Source organism: Acidobacteriota bacterium, from assembly GCA_012517875.1.
Taxonomy (GTDB): Bacteria; Acidobacteriota; JAAYUB01; order JAAYUB01; family JAAYUB01; genus JAAYUB01.
In genome coordinates, this window is sequence record JAAYUB010000006.1 from 1 (window position 1) to 20,716 (window position 20,716).

Sequence of the window (20,716 nt, forward strand, 5' to 3'; positions counted from 1 at the left end):
CGCACCCACTCCCAAGTCCGGCGCCGCCTTCGCCGCGCTCAGCCCGTCCTCCGGCGCCAGCTTCAGCGCCTGCAGCCCGTCCGGCGACAGCTTCGCGGCGCTGACGCCTTCTTCACCGGCCGTCGGGGTGCGAGCGGCCGCCGCCTGCTGCCAGCCGAGATCGAAGGCGGCCGGGAACTTCTCCAACCGGTCGGGCTGGGCGGCCTCGTCACGCGCCGGCGGCTGCCGGCGCACCGTCTGGGCGTCCGGGGTTCCTTCGGGCTCATCGGGAGAAACAGGCGGTATGCCGGCATCACCGATCTTCATCTGCCCCTCCATGTGCAGTCAATATTGAGTGTATTGTACCACACCGCGACGCCGCGGATCGGTTGCAATGCGCCGCCATCGGGGCTAGCATAAGAGCGACTCCCTGCCTCACAACCCGAACCGGAGGGCGGACGGATGAACCAGCGGCTGGCTGATTTTCTCATTGACCTGGCGGAGAACGCCGCTGTGCGGGCGGCGTTCGAGCGAGATCCGGCCGGCGCCATGGCACAGGCCGGTTTGAGCGCCGCCGAGCAGGCCGCTGTCCGCAGCCGGGACCAGCGGCAGATCCGACTCCTACTCAGCCGGGCGCCGGCCGGGCACCTGACGGTGGTGGGCGCCGGCATCCGGCCCTCGCACCTCACCCCGGAGATCCGCGACGCGATCACCGGCGCCGACCGGGTCTTTCATCAGCTGCCGCCGGAACTCGCCGCCGGCATCCAGCCGCTGAATCCCCGCATCGAGTCGCTGCTCGACCTCTACGCGTCGGACCGGTCGCCGGGCGCAGTCACCGCCGCCATCGTGGAACGCCTACTGGCGCCGGCGCGGGCCGGCGACTCGGTGTGCGCCGTGTTTCACGGACACCCCGGAGTGCTCTGCTACTCCGCCGGCGCCGCCATCCGGCAGGCCCGGCAGGAGGGGCTCGAGGCGGCGATGCTACCCGGCGTCTCGGCCGAGGATTGCCTCTATGCCGACCTGGGCATCGACCCCGCCACCCACGGCGCCCAGAGCTACGAGGCCACCGACTTCCTCGTCCACCGCCGGCGGTTCGATGTCCGCAGCCTGCTGCTGCTCTGGCAGGTGGGCGGCCTGGGCATCTCCGGCCGCCCCTTGCATCATCCCGACCACGGACTGGCCGTGCTGGCCGAGACACTCCGCGTCCACTACCCGCCGGACCACCGCATCGCCGCCTATGAGGCGGCGGCGGACGATGTGTCGCCGCCGTCCGTCCGGTGGCTGACACTGGCCGAGTTGCCGGGCCAGGCGGTGTCGCCGTTCACCACTCTGTACGTGCCGCCGTTGGAGCGCCCCGTCGCCGATCCGGACGTTATCGCCCGGCTCCAGGCGGACGCCGACGCCCCGCGTGACCCCCAATGAGTGGCGGTTCGCTGGATGTCGTGGGCACCGGGATCCGGGCCGTCGCCCAGGTGACGGCCGAGGCCCGGCGCCGCATCGAGGCGGCCGATCTCGTCCTCTACGCCACGGACACGGTGACCGCCCGCTGGATCGAGCGGCTGAATCCCCGCGCCGAGTCGCTGGACCGGCTCTACGCACCCGGCGAGCCCCGCCGGGTGACCTACGAGCGGACCGTGGCCCGGATCCTCGAGGCGGTCCGGCAGGGACGGCGTGTGTGCGCGGCGTACTACGGGCATCCCGGCGTTTTCGTCTACGCCACCCACGCGTCGCTGCGGCTGGCGCGCGCCGAAGGGTACTCGGCGCGGATGCTGCCGGCGGTTTCGGCGTCCGACTCCCTGTTCGCCGACTTGGGCGTCGATCCGGGGCACCGGGGCTGCCAGAGCCACGAGGCCACCGACTTCCTCTCCCATCACACGGTGTTTGATCCGGCGGTGCCGCTGATCCTGTGGCAGGTGGGCATCATCGGGGACTGGGGCTACGGCGGGCGCCCCAACCGCACGGGCCGGCGGATGCTGCTGGAGAAGCTCCTCCCCGCCTACGGGCCCGAGCACGAAGTCGTCCTGTACCAGGCCGCCCAGTACGCCGCCTGCCCCTTCCTCGTAGCCCGCTTTCCGCTGCGCCGGCTCGAGGCCGTGCCCGGCGACCCGTACTGCACGCTGTGCGTGCCGCCGACGGGCACCAGCCGGCCGGACCGCGGAGTCGCGGCGCGGCTGGGACTGACGTTACCGGAAGAGTGAGCGCTCTCCATCGCGCCCACCGGGCGCGGATTCGGGCTCGCCGGGATCTCTCCATGTGGGGATGCAGACGGTCGAACGGGATGCGGGGCCGATGAGACCAACCGTCATCACGCGAACGGGACCAGCGGCTGTCAGGCCGCGAGCCCCCGGCATCAGCCGCGGGTCATCGAATCCAGAAAGTCCTTGTTGGACTCGGTCTTGCGCAGTTTGTCCGCCAGCAGCTCCATGGCTTCCACCGTGGACAGGGGGCTGAGCACCTTGCGCAGCACCCAGATCTTGTTCAGCTCCTCCTTTGACTGGAGCAGCTCCTCCTTGCGGGTGCCGGACTTGTTGATATCCATGGCTGGGAAGATGCGGCGCTCGACCAGCTTGCGGTCAAGGTTGATCTCCATGTTGCCGGTACCCTTGAACTCTTCGAAGATCACGTCGTCCATGCGGCTGCCGGTGTCCACGAGCGCGGTGGCCATGATGGTCAGCGAGCCGCCCTCCTCGATGTTGCGCGCCGAGCCGAAGAAACGCTTCGGGCGCTGCAGGGCGTTGGAGTCGATACCGCCGGAAAGCACCTTGCCGCTGGGCGGTACGATGGAGTTGTAGGCGCGGGCCAGGCGGGTGATGGAGTCGAGCACGATCACCACGTCCTTGCCGTATTCGACGAGGCGCTTGGCCTTCTCGATGACCATCTCGGCGACCTGGACGTGCCGTGAGGCCGGCTCGTCGAACGTGGAGCTGACCACCTCGCCGTCGACCGAGCGGCGCATGTCGGTGACCTCCTCGGGGCGCTCATCGATGAGGAGCACGATCAGGTAGATCTCCGGATGGTTGGCGGTGATGGAGTTGGCGATGGACTGCATGAGCATGGTTTTACCGGTGCGGGGAGCGGCGACGATGAGGCCGCGCTGCCCCTTGCCGATGGGCGCCAGCAGGTCCAGCACCCGGCCGGTCAGGTTGTCCGGCACCGTCTCCAGTTTGATGCGCTTGTCGGGGTAAACGGGCGTCAGGTTGTCGAAGAAGATCTTGTTCCGCACCTCGCTGGGATGCTCGAAGTTGATCGCCTCGACCTTGATGAGGGCGAAGTAGCGCTCCCCTTCCTTTGGGGGGCGGATCTGGCCCGAGATGGTGTCGCCGGTGCGCAGGTCGAATTTTCGGATCTGGGACGGCGACACGTAAATGTCGTCCGGGCCGGGCAGATAGTTGTAGTCGGGCGAGCGGAGGAAGCCGAAGCCGTCGGAGAGGATCTCCAGCACGCCTTCGGAGAAGATCAAGCCGCTCTTCTCGGTCTGCGCCTTCAGGATCTGGAAGATCAGTTCCTGCTTGCGCATGCCGGAGACGCCCAGGATGCCGAGGTCCTTGGCGATGCGGGTGAGCTCGCCGATGGACATCTCCTTCAGCACCGCGATATTGAATGCCTTCTCGTCGCTTTCCGTCTCCATCTCGTTTTCGTTGTAATCGATGTCGGACATGGGAACCTCCTTATATGTCCTGTGATTGTTCATTTCTGATGAAACGCTGCAGCCGCCCCAGCAACTCCAGCCGGCCAAGCTCCGTCAGCGCGGAGAAAGGCAGGATGTCCCGGCCGGGGAACGCCGTCCGCAGCTCGCGCAGGCTGGCTGACCGGGCGTTGCCGGACAGCTTGTCGGCCTTTGTGGCCACAACCACGTACTCGGCCGACTGCGCCTCCAGCCACTCCCGCAGGGTCCGGTCCAGCGGCGAAAGCGCGTGGCGGATGTCCACGAGCAGGATCACCAGCCGGCGCCGCGAATCGTCGGCGAAATACTCCCGGATCATCCGGTCCCAGGAGCGGCGCTCGGCTTCGGCTATCTTTGCGTAACCGTAACCGGGCAGATCCACCAGATAAAAAGAACCGTTGATCCTGAAATAATTGATCCCGCGAGTCTTGCCCGGGGTGCCGCTGACCTTGGCGACGCCGCGCCGCTTCAGCAGCGTGTTGATCAGGCTCGACTTGCCCACGTTGGACCGGCCGACGACGGCGATCTCCGGGAGGCGCTCCCGCGGATAACCGGACGCCGACCGCGCGCTGGTCACGAACTCGACCGCCGTGAATTTCACCCGTTGAATCCCGGTCAGTTGGCGATGTGCCCTTCCTTGACCTCACCGTCGATCGCGGCAGGGGCTTTTTTGTCAAGGGTCTGCAGGGGGCCGGGCAGCCGCTCGAGGGCCAGGCCCAGGACCTCGTCCATGGTCTCGACGAAATGGACCTCCAGCTCGTCCCGGACCTCCTCCGGGATTTCCTGAATGTCCTTGCGGTTGTCGGCGGGCAGCGCCACGTGCTTGATGCCCGCCCGATGCGCGGCCAGAATCTTTTCCTTCACGCCGCCGATGGGCAGCACCTGGCCGCGCAGGGTGATCTCGCCGGTCAGGGCCACGTCCCGGCGGACAGGGATCCCGGTCAGAGACGAGACAATGGCGGTGGCCATGGTGATCCCCGCGCTGGGGCCGTCCTTGGGAATCGCCCCTTCGGGGATGTGCACGTGGATGTCTTCGTTCTTGTAGAATTCGGGATTGATGTGGAAGGTCACCGCCCGCGAGCGCACGTAGCTCAACGCGGCGTGAGCCGACTCCTGCATCACTTCGCCGATCTTCCCCGTCAGGGTCAGCTTGCCGGTGCCCGGCATCCGGGTGACCTCGGTGAGCAGGATCTCGCCGCCCATATCGGTCCAGGCCATGCCGGTGGCCACGCCCACCTCGCTCTTCTCCTGCGACTTCTGCAGGCGGAAGCGGATGGGGCCGAGCAGCTTCTCCAGCAGCGGCGGGTCCACCGCCACCCGGTGGGAGCGGCCCTTGGAGAGGATCTCACGGACTACCTTGCGGCAGACGCGGCCGATCTCGCGCTCCAGGTTGCGCACGCCCGATTCGCGGGTGTAGTGGCGGATGATCCCCAGCAGCGCCTCGTCGGTGAAGACGATCTGCCGCGCGGACAGTCCGCTGGCCTCGCGCTGCTTCCCGACGAGGAAGCGCTTGGCGATTTCCAGCTTCTCCCGCTCGGTGTAGCCGGAGATTTCCAGAATTTCCATCCGGTCCTGCAGCGGGCGCGGAATGGCGTGGAGCACGTTGGCCGTGCAGATGAACATGACCCGGCTCAGGTCGTACTCGGTGTCGATGAAGTGGTCCAGGAAGTGGGAGTTCTGTTCGGGATCGAGCACCTCGAGGAGCGCCGCCGACGGGTCGCCGCGGAAGTCCACGCTCATCTTGTCCACTTCGTCCAGCACGAACACGGGGTTCTGCGTGCCTGCCTTCTTCATCATCTGGATGATCTGGCCGGGGAAGGCGCCGATGTAGGTGCGCCGGTGGCCGCGGATCTCCGCCTCGTCACGGACGCCGCCCAGCGACAACCGCACGAACTGGCGACCCGTGGCGCGGGCGATGGAGCGCCCCAGCGATGTCTTGCCCACGCCGGGCGGGCCGACGAAGCAGAGGATGCTGCCTTGGCTCTTGCGCGACATCTGGCGCACCGCCAGGTATTCGAGGATGCGCTCCTTGATCTTCTCCAACCCGTAGTGGTCGGCTTCCAGGATCTTCTCCGCCTTGCCGATGTCGCGGATCTCGCGCGACTTCTTGTTCCACGGCAGGCTCAGGAGCCAGTCCACGTAGTTGCGGGAGACCGTGGATTCGGCCGACATGGACGGCATCGCCTCGAGACGGCGGATTTCCTTCAGGACCTTGGCTTCGGCGTCCTGGGTCATGCCGGCCTTGGCCACCTTTTCCTTCAGCTCATCGATCTCGGACGTCTGCTGGTCCTCGCCGAGCTCCTTCTGGATGGCCCGGATCTTCTCGTGCAGATAGTACTCTTTCTGGGCCTTCTCCATCTGCTCCCGGACCCGGCCCTGGATCGACTTGTCCAGCTTGAGCTTCTCGATCTCGAAGCGGATCAGCTCGATGATCTTCGCGAAGCGCTCCTCCGGGTGGTCGATCTCCAGCAGCTCCTGTTTCTCCTTGATGCCGATGGGGATGTTGCCGCTGATCGTGTCGGCGACCTTGTTGAGGTCGGGCCCCTTGATCACGCGGCTCATGGCGTCGGCGTTGAAACTGGGGTTGATCTTGACGTATTCGCTGAACACCTCGAGGAGTTGTTCGCGGATGGCCTCCGCCCGGCCGGGGCTCACCTGCTCCGGCTCCAGGAGTTCGGCCTCCACCATGAAGAAACCCGGATCGTGGGTGGTGGAGACGATCCGGCCCCGCTGCAGCCCCTCGACCAGCACCTTGATGTTGCCGTCGGGCAGCTTCAGGTTCTGGATGATCAGGGCCATGGTGCCCACGGTGAAGATGTCGCCGGCCTGCGGCTCGTCGGTGGCCGGGTCCTTCTGGGTGGCCAGGAAAAGGTAGCGCTCGTTGCGCAGAGCGTACTCCAGCGCCTTGACCGACGACTCCCGGCCGATGATGAACGGGAACATGGTCTGGGGGAACACGACCACGTCGCGGATGGGGATCAGGGGCAGCTTCATCATGCGGCTGGTGGCCACGGCGGACGACTCCTCAACTGGCTTTGCGGAGCAGCTTGCGGATCAGCTCCTTGTTGCGCACCGCCTCGGCGGTGATGCGGATCCCATCGGAGATCTGGCTGGACGGCAGCTCGAACATCAGGTCGAGCATCAGGTCCTCCAGGATCATCCGCAGGCCGCGGGCGCCGAGCTTCCGCTCGATGGCCATGTCGGCCACCGTCTCGAGGGCCGCCGGCTCGAACTCCAGCTCCGCGCCCTCGAATTCGAACACCTTCTTGTACTGGCGCACCAGGGCGTTCTTCGGCTCGGTCAGGATCTGGATCAGCGCATCGCGTGCCAGCTCCTCCAGGACGCCCAGCACCGGCACGCGCCCGACGAACTCCGGGATCATCCCGTACTTGATCAGGTCCTGGGGCTGGGTCTGGGCCATCAGGTAGCCCTGGTACTCCTGGACGGAGGCATCCGCCTCCTCGGAACGCACGAAACCGATGCTCTTCTTGCCGACGCGCCGCTCGATGAGCTTCTCCAGCCCGACGAAGGCGCCGCCGCAGATGAACAGGATGTTCGTGGTGTCCATCTGGATGAACTCCTGGTGGGGGTGCTTGCGCCCCCCCTGCGGCGGAACGTTGGCCACGGTCCCCTCCAGGATCTTGAGCAGCGCCTGCTGGACCCCTTCGCCGCTGACGTCCCGGGTGATGGAGGGATTTTCGTCCTTCCGGGCGACCTTGTCGATCTCGTCGATGTAGATGATCCCGCACTGGGCCCGTTCCAGGTTGCCGTCGGCGTTCTGCAGCAGCCGGAGCAGGATATTCTCCACGTCCTCGCCCACGTAGCCGGCCTCGGTCAGGGTGGTGGCGTCGGCGATGGCGAAGGGGACGCTCAGCTTCTTGGCCAGCGTCTGCGCCAGCAGCGTCTTGCCCGAACCGGTGGGCCCGATGAGCAGGATATTGCTCTTTTGGAGCTCGACGTCGGCGGCGTCACGCTTGCCCTTGCGGTAGTGTTCGATGCGCCGGTAGTGGTTGTACACGGCCACGGCCAGCTTCTTCTTGGCCAGCTCCTGGCCGATGACGTATTCGTCGAGAAACTTCTTGATCTCCTTCGGCCGGGGAATCTCCTCCTTGAGGATGTCGAGGTCGGCGTAGGAGTCCTCGGCAATGATCTCCTCGCAGATGCGTACGCAGTCGTCACAGATGAAGACCGACGGGCCGGCGATCAGCTTGCGGACCTCCTTCTGCGACTTGCCGCAGAAGGAGCAGTTCAGGTTGCTGCCGCGGGTTTGGTCCTTGATCATCGTCGCGCTCCGGTTCAGAGTCCCTGTTTGGTGATGACCTTGTCGATCAGGCCGTAAGCCACTGCTTCGTCCGCACCGATGATGTAGTCGCGCTCCACGTCGCGGAGGATCTTGTCCATGGGTTGCTTCGTGTGCCGGCACAGGATGTCGCAGGTGATTTCCTTGAGGCGGAGGATCTCCTTGGCGTGGATGTCGATGTCGGTAGCCTGTCCGGACAGGCCGGACATGAACGGCTGGTGGATGAGGATGCGGCAGTTGGGCAGGGCGTACCGCTTGCCCGGGGCACCGGCGGCCAACAGCAGGGCGGCCATGCTTGCCGCCTGGCCGATGCAGATGGTCACCACGTCGGGCTTGATGAACTGGATCGTGTCGTAGATGGCCAGCCCCGCCGTGATGGACCCGCCCGGTGAGTTGATGTAGAGGGAGATGTCCTTTTCGGGGTCCTCGGCCTGGAGGAACAGCATCTGGGCGATCACCAGATTGGCGATCTCATCCGTCACGGGGGTGCCCAGGAAGATGATATTGTCCTTGAGCAGCCGCGAATAGATGTCGTACGCCCGTTCGCCCCGGTTGGTCTGTTCGACGACGATGGGAACCAGTGCCACGGTCAACCTCCTGCGGTCGGGACCGGCGCCGGCGGCCGGCCATCAGATATTAGATGTCGGAACCGGCCGCGGAGTTTATTCCGCGGCTTCCTGAGTCTGGCCTTTTGCCTTGCCCCGGGACCTGGCCTTAGGCTTGGCCTCGGCTTGGGGGGCGTGGTCGTGGTCATGCGCGTGGTCGTGGCCGCAGCCGGGGCCGTGCACGTGCTCCGCCTCGGCCGGCGGTTCGGTGATCCGGGCGGCGGCGACAACCACCGCCAACGCCCGGCGCAGCTTCAGGCCGTTCTTGAGCCGGTTCAGCGCCTCTTCGTCGCGGATCATTTCCGCCTTCAGCGCCTCGGGCGCCTGGCCGCGGGCGGCGGCCACGCGGGCCATCTCGGCCTCCACGTCCGCGTCGGTGATTGTGACACCTTCCTTCTCGGCGATCTTGTTCAGCACCATGGTCTCGCGGACCGCCCGCTGCAGGTTGGGCGCCTGTTCCGCCCGGATCGCCTGCCAGTCGAGTTTGCCCACGTCCGTGGCGCTCATGCCGCGCTGCATCAGGTCGTTGACCGCCGGCAGCGCGAAATCGGAGAAGGCGGCCTCGGTCAGGGTGTCCGGCACGGGGAAGTCGTAACCGGCCAGCAGGGCCTCGGTCACCCGGCGCTCCAGCTCGCGGCGGTTGTGGTCGGCCACCGACTCACGGAGTTCCGCCTCGACGCGGGCGCGGAATTCGTCGAAGGTCTTGAAGTCGCCCATGGACTGGGCGAATGCGTCGTCCAGCGCCGGCAGCACACGCTCCTTGATCTCCTGGACCGTCAGCCGGACGGTCGCGGTCTTGCCGGCCAGGCGGTGGTCGTGGTAGTCGGCGGGGAATTCGAGGTCGAATGTCCGCGTCTCGCCGACAGCCTGCCCCTCGGCCTTCAGGGCCACCAGCGAGTGCTTCAGGTTCTCCTCCACGAGCAGGTACATCCGTTCGTCCCTGACCGGCTCGGCCTGCCCGGCCACGGCGGCCTCGAACACGGCGGCGAGGAAGTCGCCCCGCCGCGCGGGCCGGCCCGTGACCTCCTGGAGCGACGCGCGGGCCTGGCGCCGCCGCTGGATCTCGTGCTCCACGAGCTGCGGGTCGAAGGCGGCGTCGCGGTGGGCGACCTCCAGACCCCGGTAATCCCGCAGCTCGAAATCGGGCAGCACCTCGAAGGCCACCACGGCTTTGAGCGCGCCGCCGAAATCGTAATCGGACTCCACCACCTCCGGCGTGCTCACCGGCTTGAGGCCGGTCTCCTCGAGGGCCTTGGGCAGGGAGTCCTTCATCACCTGCTCCACCACTTCCTGGACGATGGCGGTCTTGAACCGCCGCTCCAGCAGGCCCACCGGGGCCCGACCCGGCCGGAAACCGGGCAGCACGGCGATCTTCTTCATGTCATCGATCACCTTCTGCCGGACCGCTTCCGTCTCATCGGGCGCGATTTCCAGATTCAGAACCTTGCGGCATCCGCTGCTTTCACCCAACGTTACCTTCACGTGCGACCTTCCTTTCGATAGGGTGTGGAATCCGTCATGGCGGGAACGGACCAAAAATTTGGTGCGAAAGGGGGGAGTTGAACCCCCACACCCTTGCGGGTACTAGATCCTAAGTCTAGCGCGTCTGCCAATTCCGCCACTTTCGCAGACACAGGCGACTGACTCTATAGATGCATGATACGACATTCGGGTGTAGGTATCCAACTTGATGTCCGGAAGATGGGTGGCAAATCCCGATCGCTGAATTGAGTTGAATAAGGAAATATGGTGAGCCGTGGAGGAATCGAACCTCCAACCTAGTGATTAAGAGTCACTTGCTCTACCAATTGAGCTAACGGCCCACCGAATGTAAATAACAACCTGATGATTCTGACGGTTGCCCGGGGAAGGAAGCGGGTGTTCCCGAAGCAAGACCCTAACTATACTCAAACTTCTCGGTTTGTCAATGGGAAAATCGTCCGCCTTCCCCCGCGCTCGCTCTCGCGGCTTGACAGCCGGGGGCATCTTCCCGATAATGGTAGCCCGCCTGACACAAGCCCTTCAAGGAGAACGGCATGGACCCCAAGACGCTCATCGATCCGGCCGGCGGAGTCTTCTATTTCCTGTTCCTGGCCATGAGTCTGGCCGGAGTGGGCATCTTCGTCCGGCGCCTCCGCGGCAAGTGGCTGCTGCTGCGCCGCGCCGCGTCGGAGGACCGCTTCAACCGCTGGGGGGAGCGGATCCGGGCGACCCTGGTCCACGTCGTCGCCCAGGCCCGCATCCTGCGGGATCCGGCCACGGGGCTGATGCACGCGTTCATCTTCTGGGGATTCTGCGTGCTGGCCATCCACACCACCTCGCTGTTTCTGGGCACGTGGATCCCCGGTCTGGACTTCGAGCGGCGCCTCGGCGCGGCCTACGCCTGGCCCAAGGACCTGTTCATCGTGCTAGTGGCCCTGGCCGTGCTCTGGGCCGTCTTCCGCCGCGCCGTGCTCCGGCCGGCGCGGGTGGAGTCGTCGGGCGAGGCCTACCTGGTGCTGGGCCTGATCCTGCTCCTGATGCTCACCGACATGGGCGCCGAGGCCGCCCTTCACGCAGCCGGTGTCCCCACCTACGGCTTCCTGGGCGCCGCCCTGGGCCCGCTCGTCGCCGGCTGGAGCCGGACGGGCCTGCAGGCGCTCTACGCCGGCTCCTTCTGGATCCAGGCCGCCACGATCCTGTGTTTCCTCAACCTCCTCCCCGGATCGAAGCATTTCCACGTCATCACCTCGCTGCCCAACGTCTTCTTCCGAAAGCTGGAACCGGCCGGACGGCTCCGGACGCTGAACCTGGAGGACGAGAACGCCGAGAGCTTCGGCGTGGCCAAGGCCCAAGAGCTGGACTGGAAGGTGCTCCTGGACGTCTACTCCTGCACCGAGTGCGGCCGCTGCCATGAGCACTGCCCCACCCACACCACCGACAAGCCGTTGTCTCCCAAGCGAATGAATGACCACCTCAAGGCGTTCATCTACAAGCACGAGAAGGCGCTGACCGGCGCGCCGGCCGGCGAGGTGCCCGACCTGTTCGCCGCCGGCGCCGTGGGCGAGGACGAGATCTGGGCGTGTACCACCTGCGGCTTCTGCGAGGACGCCTGTCCGCTGTTCATCGAGGAGGTCCAGTGGATCGTGGACTTCCGGCGCTACAAGACCCTGACCGAGAGCCGCTTCCCCGAGGAGTTGACCAAGGCGTTCCGCGGGCTGGAGACCAACTCCAATCCGTGGGGGATCGGCGCCCACAAGCGGGCCGAGTGGGCCGAGGGGCTCGGCATCCCCACGGTGGGCGAGGCCGATTCCTTCGAATGGCTGTTCTACGTGGGCTGCTCCGGCAGCTTTGACGAGCGGAACCGGAAGGTGGCCCAGGCGTTCGCCCGGCTGCTCCAGAAGGCGGGCGTCTCGTTCGCCATCCTGGGCGAGGCGGAGGGGTGCTGCGGCGACGCCGCCCGGCGCACCGGCAACGAGTACCTGTTCCAGACCCTGGCCCAAGCCAACATCGAGATCTTCAAGGAGGCCGGTGTCCGAAAAATCGTCACCACCTGCCCCCACGGCTTCAACACCCTCAAACATGAGTACCCGCAGTTCGGCGGCGAGTTCGAGGTCTGGCATCACTCCCAACTGCTGGAACGCCTGGTGCAGGAGGGCCGGCTCAAGCCCGGCCGCCGGCTGGACCTGGATGTGGCCTTCCACGACTCCTGCTACCTGGGACGCTACAACGGCATCTACGACGCGCCCCGCAACGTGATGGCTGGGATCGAGGGGGTGAAAGTGTCGGAACTGGCACTGCACCACCGCCAGGGATTTTGCTGCGGCGGCGGCTGCGGGCGCATCTTCATGGAGGAAAGCCTCGGCTCCCGCATCAACCACCGCCGGATCGAGCAGGTGCGCGACTCCGGCTGCGCCACCGTGGCCCTGGCCTGCCCGTTCTGCAACACCATGCTCTCCGACGCGGTGAAGGAGAAGGAGCTGGAGGGCGTCGCGGTCCGCGACATCGCCGAAATCCTGCTCGAGGCTGTTGAATAACCGGCGGAGTTCGGATACCATGGACGCATCCACCCATTCCGCGGGCGCCCGATGTCGCCGCGGAGGCGTCGATGCCTGAAGGCAATTTCTGGATCAATATCGGCGGCTGCCTCGTGCTGGCGGGAGCGGCCGTCACCGCTATCATCCTGGTGGTCGTATTCGCCCGCCGCCACCGCCGCCACGAGCTGGCCGGCGCCAAGCGGGCATTTGAGGACTGCCTGGCCCAGCTCCGCAAGGATCCCAGGAACGCCGACCTGAAGCGTGAAGCCGTCCAACTCGGGCAGTGCTACTCCCGGCTGAGCATCGGCCGGGACGGGCGGCCCGCGTTCGACGAAGCGGCGCTGAACAAGGCCGTTGCCACCGTCTGTCCGCCGGAACTCTATCCGCCGCCCGCCGAGGACAGTCTCGAATTCCGGCTGGAACAACTGGATCGCTACCGCCGGCGCGGCCTGATCACGGAACCGGAATACAAGCAGAAGCGGGCAGCACTGTTGGCCGGTTCCCCGCCGGCCGTGGACCGCTGGGGGCAAAAGCTCGACCACAACTGACGCTCGCCGGCCACGACGGGGATGCCAGCGGCGAACGGCCGTTCGCCCCGGCGGCAGTTTGGTGCCGGCCGGGAACGGACTCCTCACACAGCCAGACTGATCACCGGCAGCCGGACGGTGAAGCAGGTGCCCTTGCCCAGTTCGCTGGCCACCTCGATCCGGCCGCCGTATTTCTCCACCGTGACCTTGACGATGGCCAGGCCCAGTCCCGTCCCCTCCTTCTTCTCGTGCTTGGCGTTGGAGGCCCGGTAGAACTCCTCAAAGATGCGCTGCTGCTCGTCGGGCGGGATGCCGATCCCCGTGTCGGCCACCTCCAACCGGTAAAAATGATCCGGCTCCAGCCGGCCGGTCACCTTTACCACGCCGAACTCGGGCGTATAGGTGATGGCGTTGCTCACCAGATTCACCACGATCCGTTCCAGGTCCTGGCTGTCACCGCGGAAAATGGCATCGTGGCTGTCTAACTGAATCTCCAGGCGCACCTCTTTATGGGCGGCGTGAGTCCCCAGGTCTCCGGTGACCTTCCGGATCACCGCCTCCAGGGGGATGTCCAGTTTCTCCTCCTCGGCCACCGGCTGCCCGCCCCGGATCAGGTCCAACAGCTCGTTGATCAGACCCAGCAGCTCGTTCAACCGGCTGCTGGAGCGGCGGGTGAGCTCCATCACCTTGGCGGACGCCTCGCCGGCCAGACCATCCAGGATCACCCGCAGCATGCTCTGGGTGGCGGCCAGCGGGCTGCGGATCTCGTGGGAGACGATCCGGACGAAGCGGGTCTTGGACTCGTCCGCCCGGCGCAGCCCGTCATAGGCGTCGCTGAGGTGGTCCTGCAACTGCATCAGCTTCTCCTCGCCCTGGCGCAGGTGCTGGATCACCGTGGTGGACAGATAGACGGTCAGCAGAATCAGGATCGAGAACGAGCCGAGGAACAGCAGGAGGGAGTACAGGTTGTCGTAGCGCGGCGAAGGCAGGAATCCGGGCAGCTGGATGGGCGGATAAAACCCGGCGTATTCCAGCATGGCCATCCCCGAAATGATGACAATGGCGATGAGCCCGTGACGCAGGCACGCCCGGCGGCTCACCAGCATGCCGGCCAGGATCACGTGGAAGATGAAGAACGGGAGGAAGGGGCTGTCGAGCCCCCCGGTGATGTGGCAGAGAACCGCCAGCGCCAGCCAGTCCAACAGGATCTGCAGGTGGAGGCTGCGCTTGGAGCCCAACTGGGACAAGCCGATGCGGACTAGAACGTTGTAGGCCAGGATGGCCAGGCCGACGCCGATCACGGGAACGGTGCGCATCTCGGGCAGGACCAGCGCCGCGACCAGGCCGAACAGGATCACCGCCCCGCCCGCGATCCAGCGCAGCCGGACCAGCCAGTGGGCGCGTTCCTCGACGGCTTTGTCCAGCGGGATGATGCGGATTTCCATTTCGGCTCCCGTTCTTCACGCCCGGTCCCGGCTCCGGCGGGACCGGACAAGCTGGCGCGATTCAGTCCGGGGCGTTCACGTTATATTATCTTCCGATGGCCCGCCCATGAGAAGACATTCCTGAACGTTCGTTTCCCTGGGGGCCGCGGCCGGACTGCGGGCGCCGGACCTTGCCGGGGGAAAGTCCGCCGCCGGTTCGCCAGGCCGGGTTTGCAGCTCGATCCAGATCCGTTCGACCAGCTCCCGCGCTGCCGCCGCCACCGGCGGGGTCAGCCCCTCGCCAAAGGTGGTCGCATCGGCGATCTCGATGCCGTAGATGGTCACGGTCCGCGGCATGGGGATGGCCAGCCGGGATGCCAGGTCGAAGGCGGTGGCGACATGGATCTCGTGGCCGCACACCAGCCGCGCGCTGCCGGCCACGTCGTCGAGGGCCAGCCGGCGGATCCGCCCGGGAACTGGATCCGGTACGGTGAGGCTGTCCACCAGGACCGCCCGCGGAAAACCGGCCATGAGATCGATGAGCTCGAAACCGCCCCGGGCGCTGGTCCGCACCTCCACCCCCGGCTGCGGTCGGCAAGCCAGCCGGGCCTCCAGGTCCGCCGCGACCGCCAGTCCGGCGGCGTCATCGCCCAGGATGGGATTGCCCAGCCCCAGCACCAGCACGCGTCGGGCGGCAGCCGGGCCGGCCTGGACGGCTTCGGGTCTCACCGGCAGGCCTCAGACGGTCGCCGGCTTGGGCACGCCGGCGCGGACGGTCTGGCGCTCCCGCGCGGCCTCGAGCACGGCCACGATGTACTTGGACACGGGCCGGAAGATCAGGTGGGCCCATTTGCCGAATGGGACCTCCACGATGAGCATGGGCACCGCGATCATTAGGTGCACGACGTACGCGATGTAGGTCGGCCAAGCCAGGTCCATCAGCCGGAAAATGTTCACCACGATGCCGGACAGCGCGGTCAATAGAAGCAGAATGAGGAACATCCAGTCGGTGGGATGGGAAAACCGATGGATGGGCTCCTTCTTCTCCAGCCGGCCGCGGATGGCCAGCAGGGTGACCGCCAGCAGCATGAGCGTCGCGTAGTAGCCCGGGATGCTCGTCCAGTGAAACTCGGCCCTGTCCACCTGAAAGATGGGCAGGAGCAGCACCACGAGCAGCAGCATCGTGCCGTAGCCCGTCACCAGCAGGAAATGCTGCAGCCATTTCAGGCGGGTGTCGTTGTCGCACTCCAGCCAGCGCCGCTGGGTCAGCCCGTGCACCACCATCTGGTAGAACTTGGTGAACCAGAGCGTGAAGGGGATCCGGACGCCTTTCTCGCCCCGGACGACGAAGTAGATCATCCGGAACGCGTTGGTCCACAGCAGCAGCCCGAGGACGACGGCCAGCACCCAGTCGCCGATGTGGACCCATTCGGTGTTGGCGAAAATGGCGACGCGGACATGCTCGCGCGCCGCCACCGGCAGGTCGCGGAAACCGAACGGGATACCCAGCCAGCCGGGCACCACGAACAGCGCCAGCACCAGCAGCGCCCCGGCCGCCAGCAGACCGATTTCCCAGGCCTTGCTGAGGTACAGCTTGCGGGACAAACCGGTGAAATCGTACTGCGCCGTCAGCCAGCGGCGGGTGGCCATCATCAGCTCGCCCGGGAAGGCCTCCCGTGGACAGGTGTCGGAGCACGTGCCGCAGTAGTAGCACAGCCACGGCTCGGGCGCCTCCACCAGCTTGTCGCGCAAACCGAGCTGGAGGTAGCGGATCATCCGGCGGGGAAAGACCGTGTCGTCCTTCGACAGCGAGCAGACGGCGGTGTAGTTGCCGCAGTTGAAGCACTTGTTGATCGTGTCGGCGCCATACCCGGCCACCTCGGCGGCCAGGCGGGGATCCACTCGGCTGCCCATCCTCATACCTCCTTCAACCGGTAGCAATAATAGTCGCCACGCAGTTCGTCCTCGACCAGCTTGCCGTATCGGCGCATGGCCATGACGTTCCAGACCACCTCCTCCGATGGCAGGTCGCACCGGGCGGCCAGCTCGGGAATGGTCCGCGGCGCATCCCGCAACGCCTCGAGGAGCGCCTTGCGGACCTGGGTCTGCCGCTTGAAGTACTCTTTCTGCTCCGGCGTGCGCTCGCCCTGGCGTTCGCGCAGGATGTCGATGGGCCGCTTGGCCCTGGCGCTGCGGCCCGCGCCGTCGGCCGGAGCGGCCGATTCGTCAGCGATCGGACCGGCGATGGGTTGTTCGCTTTCCGACATGGTGGCTCTCCCTGCCGTCATGATCCGCCCGATCCGCCTCGCGGCGGAGCGGGCCGGGTTTTCAGTGAACCTTGGCCGGTTCGATGAAGCGCTCGTGGTAGCGCGTCGCCTCCAGATAGATGGCGGCCTCCATGGCCGCGGCGCCGGCCTCGACGATGGCGTCCGGGATGTCCTTGGGACCGGCGGCCACGCCGGCGACAAACACCCCGCGCCAACTGCTCAGCACCGGGCTGATCTTCGGCGAGATGGAGCGGAAGAAGCCGTCCTCGTCGAGCTCGGCGCCCAACACTCCTTCGCCCTGCCAGGCCGGGATCAGCCCCTGGGACAGCACCACCAGGTCGTAGCGCTCCTCGGCCACCCGTCCCTCCTCGTCCAGCAGCTCCACGCGGAGGAGCAGGTCCTTGTTCTCCAGCTCGTTGATTCGGGCCACCTTGCCTTTCACCACACGGACGCCCTCCTGCATGACCCGGCGGTAGAACTGCTCGTAGCCCTTGCCGAAGGCCCGAATGTCCATGTGGTAGATCGTCACGTCGACGTCGTGGATGTAGTGCCGCAGCAGCAGGGCCTGCTTCAGGGCATACATGCAGCACACCCGCGAGCAGTATGGCACGCCGATGGAGCGGTCGCGACTTCCCGCGCACTGGACATAGGCGATGCGGCGGGGCACCTTGCCGTCGGACGGCCGCAGCGGCCGCCCGTAAGGGCCGTTCGACGACTGGATCCGTTCCATGGCCATCGGGTTCATCACGTTGATGAACTTGCCGCCGCCGTACTCCGCCTTGCGCTCCATGGGGGTGATGTGCAGGCCGGTGGTGATAATGACGGCGGCCACCTCCACTTCCACGTCCTCCGGCTGCTGGGTGTAATCGATGCAGCTGGCCGGGCAGGCCTTCTCGCACCGGCCGCAGAAGGTGCAGTAGGTCGGATCCAGCACCGCCACCTGAGGGATGGCATTGCCATGGGCGATGTAAATGGCCCGGCGCGCACCCAGGCCGTAATCGAACTCGTGGGGCACGTCCACCGGGCAGACCAGTTCGCACTGGCTGCAGCCGATGCACTTTGACTCGATCACGTAGCGGGGCTTTTTCTGCAGCTTGACCCGGAACCCCACGTTCAGCGGCTCCACCGACTTGACCTCGGTGTAGGTCTGGATGCGGATGTGGGGGTTGTGGGCAGACTCCGCCATGCGCGGCGTACAGATGCAGCTGGAGCAGTCCAGTGTGGGGAAGACCTTGTTCAACCCCACCATGATCCCGCCGATGGAGGGCTCCTGCTCCACCAGCAGGACGTCGTAGCCCTGCTCGGCCAGGTCCAGGGCGGCCTGCATGCCGGCGATGCCGCCGCCGATCACCAACCCGTCGTAGTTTTTTTTCAGTTCCGTCATGGCCACATCCTTTACCGAGGCTCTCGGGCGGTCGGGCGATCGCGCCGGATCTCCCGGACCACTTCACCGTCCGGGCGCCGGATCCGCACGATCAGGGGCATCTGCCCGGGGAGACTGTGGGTGGCGCAGCCGTAGCACGGATCGTAGGCCCGAAACGCCATCTCGATCATGTTCAGGATGCCTTCCTTCACCTCACCGCCGTGCTGGATCAGGTTCTGGGCCGCCTTCTTGACCGACATGCAGATGGCGGCATTGTTGTTGGTGGTGCCCACGATGAGATTGGCTTTCTTGACGATGCCCTTGTCATCGGTGACGTAGTGGTGGGTCAGGGTGCCGCGGGGCGCCTCCACGATGCCCACCCCCTCGCGGGGTGTGCCCAGGCAGGGCGTCCGGTAGTTCTCCAGGTGGGTGATCTCCGGATTCTGGACCAGCTCCAGCGACCGCTCGGCGGCGTTGATCAACTCCACCACCCGCGCCCAGTGGATGGCCAGGGTGTGGTGGACCGGCGTCCGGCCGCTCCGGTCGCCGGTGAGGGTCTCGAAGTACTCCTCGTAGGCCTCCTGCGCCACGGGCGTGCTCATGCCGTCGGCGGCGTTGAGGCGCGCTTGGGGCGTCGCCCGGTAGACGCCCGACTCCTTGCCGTCCACCAGCCCCTTCCACCCCACTCCCTTGATATAGGGAAACTTCAGGTAGCTCCACGGCTCCACCCGTTCGGCGATATGGTCCATGTACTCGTGGGGGGCGTACCGGCAGAACTCCGCCCCGTCGGGATCCACCACCCGAACCTTCCCGTCGTAGAAGTTGACCTTGTTGTTTTCGTCCACCAGCCCCATGGAGTACGTCCGGTGGATGTAGGGGCCGTTGACGATGAGGTCCAGGTATTTCGGGTTGGCTAAGACCACATCCCGGAACAGCTTGAGGGTGAACTTGCCGAACTCCACCATCCAGCGGGCGATCTCCTCGAGCCGGTCGCGTTCCGCCTTGCTGATGGGCTTGCTCATCCCGCCGGGGATCGCGTTGACCGGATTGACCCGCTTGCCGCCGAAGATGGCGGCCGCCTCGTGACCCCAGGCGCGGCACTGGATCACCTGGCCGCCGATCTCCACCCCCACCTTGCCGATCACCCCGATGATGTTGCGCGTGGCGGGATCGGAGTCGGGCCCCATGACGAAGTCGGGGGCGCCCAGGGCATAGAAATGGGTGGTGTGGTCTGTGACGTAGAAGATGTTGTACTGAAGCTCCCGGAGCATTTTGGCGGTGGGCGTCAACTCCACCCCGTACACAGCGTCGCACGCCTTGGCGCTGGCCATGTGATGGGCTTCGGGGCAGACGCCGCAGATTCGGGGAGTGATGCGGGGCAGGTCCTCCACCGGCCGGCCCTCGCAGAATTTCTCGAATCCGCGCAGTTCGGGCACCTGGAAGAAGCAGTCGGCGACGGCGCCCTCGGCATCGAGAAAAATGTCGATCTTCCCGTGTCCCTCGAGGCGGGTGATGGGATCGATGCTGATCCGCCGGTAGCCTTCCTTTGTGTGAGCGTGTGGCGTGGTCATCGCGCCCTCCTTACTTGCGGGCCTTCAGGTGGCTGGACCCCAGGGTGAACCGGTAGAAGGTGCCCACCGGATCGGCGATCTGGTCGATCATCGCCTGGGCCTGTTCCTCGGTCCGGGCGTCCAGCATCGAGGCGATGGCGCTGACCATGGCCGTGCCCTGGTCCACCACGTCGCCGGCGGGGCCGTAGCATCCCTCGCACGGCATGCCCGCCTGGGGGCAGAGCGCGCCGCACCCGCTGCGGGTGGCCGGGCCGACGCACAGGTAGCCCTGCTCCAGCAGGCACCAGTTCGGCTCCGGGATGGAGGTGTGCACCCGTTTGAACTCCTTGATCCGGACCTGACGTTTTTCCAGCTTGCACTCGTCGCAGACGGCCTTGTCGAAGCAGGCCACCTTGACGTTCCGGTTCTGCAGCGGCACCTGGCCGCCCGCCAGCGCCAGGATGGCCTCCCAGACCCGGTCGGACTGCGGCGGACAACCCGGAATTTCGTAGTCGACGGGAACCACGTCCTTGAGACGCAACACCTGGGGGTAGAACCGCGGGATCTCCAGGTCGCCGTATTCGGACGGCGTGACCGGCTGGGGCTCCACGCCCGCCGGATTGTCGATGGACGGGTTGTCGTGGTAGCTGGCGTTGAAGATGCCCTTGACCGTCTTCAGGTTGGCCAGGGCCGGAATCCCTCCGTCCGCGGCGCACTGGCCGTAAGCGACAAGGGACTTGCTCTTCCGACGCAGCAGCCGGGCCACCTCCTCCTGCTCCGAGTTGCGGATGCCGCCGTTGTAGAAGCAGAGATCGATGTACCCGTCCGGATAGTTGCGGACATCCTCGTACTTGAAGTCGGCGGCGCAGGGCCAGAAGACCACGTCGGCGATCTTGATCAGCTCCAGCAGGTTGGGCCCGATCTCCAGCAGTGAGATGTCGCAGACGCCGCAGCTGGCGGCCCAGTACTTCGCGATCTTCAATTTCGCGGCCGGAGTCGCGGTGTTCGGGTTGGTGCTCAT

The 20,716-nt window shown here is 66.1% G+C and carries 17 protein-coding genes, 2 tRNA genes and 1 pseudogene; 4 read left to right on the plus strand and 16 right to left on the minus strand.

What is annotated here, in order from left to right:
• Window positions 1-306 (minus strand): hypothetical protein (locus GX414_00650; GenBank protein ID NLI45596.1); only part of this gene is annotated, 306 nt, incomplete at its 3' end.
• Between the two features lie 135 nt (window positions 307-441).
• Between GX414_00650 and GX414_00655 the strand changes: the two genes are divergently transcribed.
• Window positions 442-1,401 carry a hypothetical protein gene (locus GX414_00655; protein ID NLI45597.1) on the plus strand — a complete coding sequence of 320 codons (960 nt, stop codon included), beginning with the start codon at window positions 442-444 and terminating at the stop codon, window positions 1,399-1,401.
• Window positions 1,398-2,177 carry a hypothetical protein gene (locus GX414_00660; GenBank protein NLI45598.1) on the plus strand — a complete coding sequence of 260 codons (780 nt, stop codon included), beginning with the start codon at window positions 1,398-1,400 and terminating at the stop codon, window positions 2,175-2,177. Before GX414_00655 ends, GX414_00660 begins: the two co-directional genes overlap by 4 nt.
• A 152-nt stretch (window positions 2,178-2,329) precedes the next feature.
• Here GX414_00660 and rho read toward each other — a convergent pair whose 3' ends face one another.
• From rho to GX414_00700, 8 genes are all read right to left on the minus strand, one after another.
• Window positions 2,330-3,607, minus strand: coding sequence for a transcription termination factor Rho (gene rho / locus GX414_00665; GenBank protein ID NLI45599.1), 1,278 nt, complete (start codon window positions 3,605-3,607; stop codon window positions 2,330-2,332).
• 40 nt (window positions 3,608-3,647) lie between these two features.
• A complete protein-coding gene (locus GX414_00670) occupies window positions 3,648-4,244 on the minus strand; it encodes a YihA family ribosome biogenesis GTP-binding protein (protein ID NLI45600.1) in 597 nt (198 codons plus the stop codon).
• Between the two features lie 14 nt (window positions 4,245-4,258).
• Window positions 4,259-6,640 (minus strand): endopeptidase La, encoded by a 2,382-nt coding sequence (gene lon, locus GX414_00675; GenBank protein NLI45601.1) that lies wholly within the window; start codon window positions 6,638-6,640, stop codon window positions 4,259-4,261.
• A 28-nt stretch (window positions 6,641-6,668) separates the two neighbouring features.
• Window positions 6,669-7,925: an ATP-dependent Clp protease ATP-binding subunit ClpX gene (gene clpX / locus GX414_00680; GenBank protein ID NLI45602.1), complete on the minus strand. Its 1,257-nt coding sequence runs from the start codon at window positions 7,923-7,925 to the stop codon at window positions 6,669-6,671.
• A 14-nt stretch (window positions 7,926-7,939) separates the two neighbouring features.
• On the minus strand, window positions 7,940-8,530 hold the full coding sequence (gene clpP / locus GX414_00685) for an ATP-dependent Clp endopeptidase proteolytic subunit ClpP (protein NLI45603.1): 591 nt from the start codon (window positions 8,528-8,530) through the stop codon (window positions 7,940-7,942).
• Window positions 8,531-8,605: 75 nt separating this feature from the next.
• Window positions 8,606-10,030, minus strand: a complete 1,425-nt coding sequence (gene tig / locus GX414_00690; GenBank protein NLI45604.1) for a trigger factor — start codon at window positions 10,028-10,030, stop codon at window positions 8,606-8,608.
• 59 nt (window positions 10,031-10,089) lie between these two features.
• A tRNA-Leu gene (locus GX414_00695) sits at window positions 10,090-10,176 on the minus strand.
• 119 nt (window positions 10,177-10,295) lie between these two features.
• Window positions 10,296-10,371: transfer RNA gene (locus tag GX414_00700), tRNA-Lys, on the minus strand.
• Between the two features lie 213 nt (window positions 10,372-10,584).
• On the opposite strand from GX414_00700, the gene GX414_00705 reads away from it, so the two are divergent.
• Window positions 10,585-12,564, plus strand: coding sequence for a (Fe-S)-binding protein (locus GX414_00705; GenBank protein NLI45605.1), 1,980 nt, complete (start codon window positions 10,585-10,587; stop codon window positions 12,562-12,564).
• Between the two features lie 71 nt (window positions 12,565-12,635).
• Window positions 12,636-13,112: an SHOCT domain-containing protein gene (locus tag GX414_00710; protein ID NLI45606.1), complete on the plus strand. Its 477-nt coding sequence runs from the start codon at window positions 12,636-12,638 to the stop codon at window positions 13,110-13,112.
• A gap of 83 nt (window positions 13,113-13,195) precedes the next feature.
• On the opposite strand, the gene GX414_00715 is transcribed toward GX414_00710, so the two are convergent.
• The 7 genes and pseudogenes from GX414_00715 to GX414_00745 form a co-directional block, all read right to left on the minus strand.
• Window positions 13,196-14,536, minus strand: a complete 1,341-nt coding sequence (locus GX414_00715; GenBank protein NLI45607.1) for a hypothetical protein — start codon at window positions 14,534-14,536, stop codon at window positions 13,196-13,198.
• A 75-nt stretch (window positions 14,537-14,611) separates the two neighbouring features.
• A complete protein-coding gene (locus GX414_00720) occupies window positions 14,612-15,244 on the minus strand; it encodes a hydrogenase maturation protease (protein NLI45608.1) in 633 nt (210 codons plus the stop codon).
• A gap of 9 nt (window positions 15,245-15,253) precedes the next feature.
• Window positions 15,254-16,429, minus strand: coding sequence for a 4Fe-4S ferredoxin (locus GX414_00725; GenBank protein NLI45609.1), 1,176 nt, complete (start codon window positions 16,427-16,429; stop codon window positions 15,254-15,256).
• Between the two features lie 2 nt (window positions 16,430-16,431).
• Window positions 16,432-16,611 (minus strand): annotated as a pseudogene (locus tag GX414_00730) (MarR family transcriptional regulator).
• Window positions 16,612-16,843: 232 nt separating this feature from the next.
• Window positions 16,844-18,166, minus strand: a complete 1,323-nt coding sequence (locus tag GX414_00735; GenBank protein NLI45610.1) for a CoB--CoM heterodisulfide reductase iron-sulfur subunit A family protein — start codon at window positions 18,164-18,166, stop codon at window positions 16,844-16,846.
• Window positions 18,167-18,177: 11 nt separating this feature from the next.
• Window positions 18,178-19,716: a Ni/Fe hydrogenase subunit alpha gene (locus GX414_00740; protein NLI45611.1), complete on the minus strand. Its 1,539-nt coding sequence runs from the start codon at window positions 19,714-19,716 to the stop codon at window positions 18,178-18,180.
• Window positions 19,717-19,726: 10 nt separating this feature from the next.
• Window positions 19,727-20,716 carry an oxidoreductase gene (locus tag GX414_00745; protein NLI45612.1) on the minus strand — a complete coding sequence of 330 codons (990 nt, stop codon included), beginning with the start codon at window positions 20,714-20,716 and terminating at the stop codon, window positions 19,727-19,729.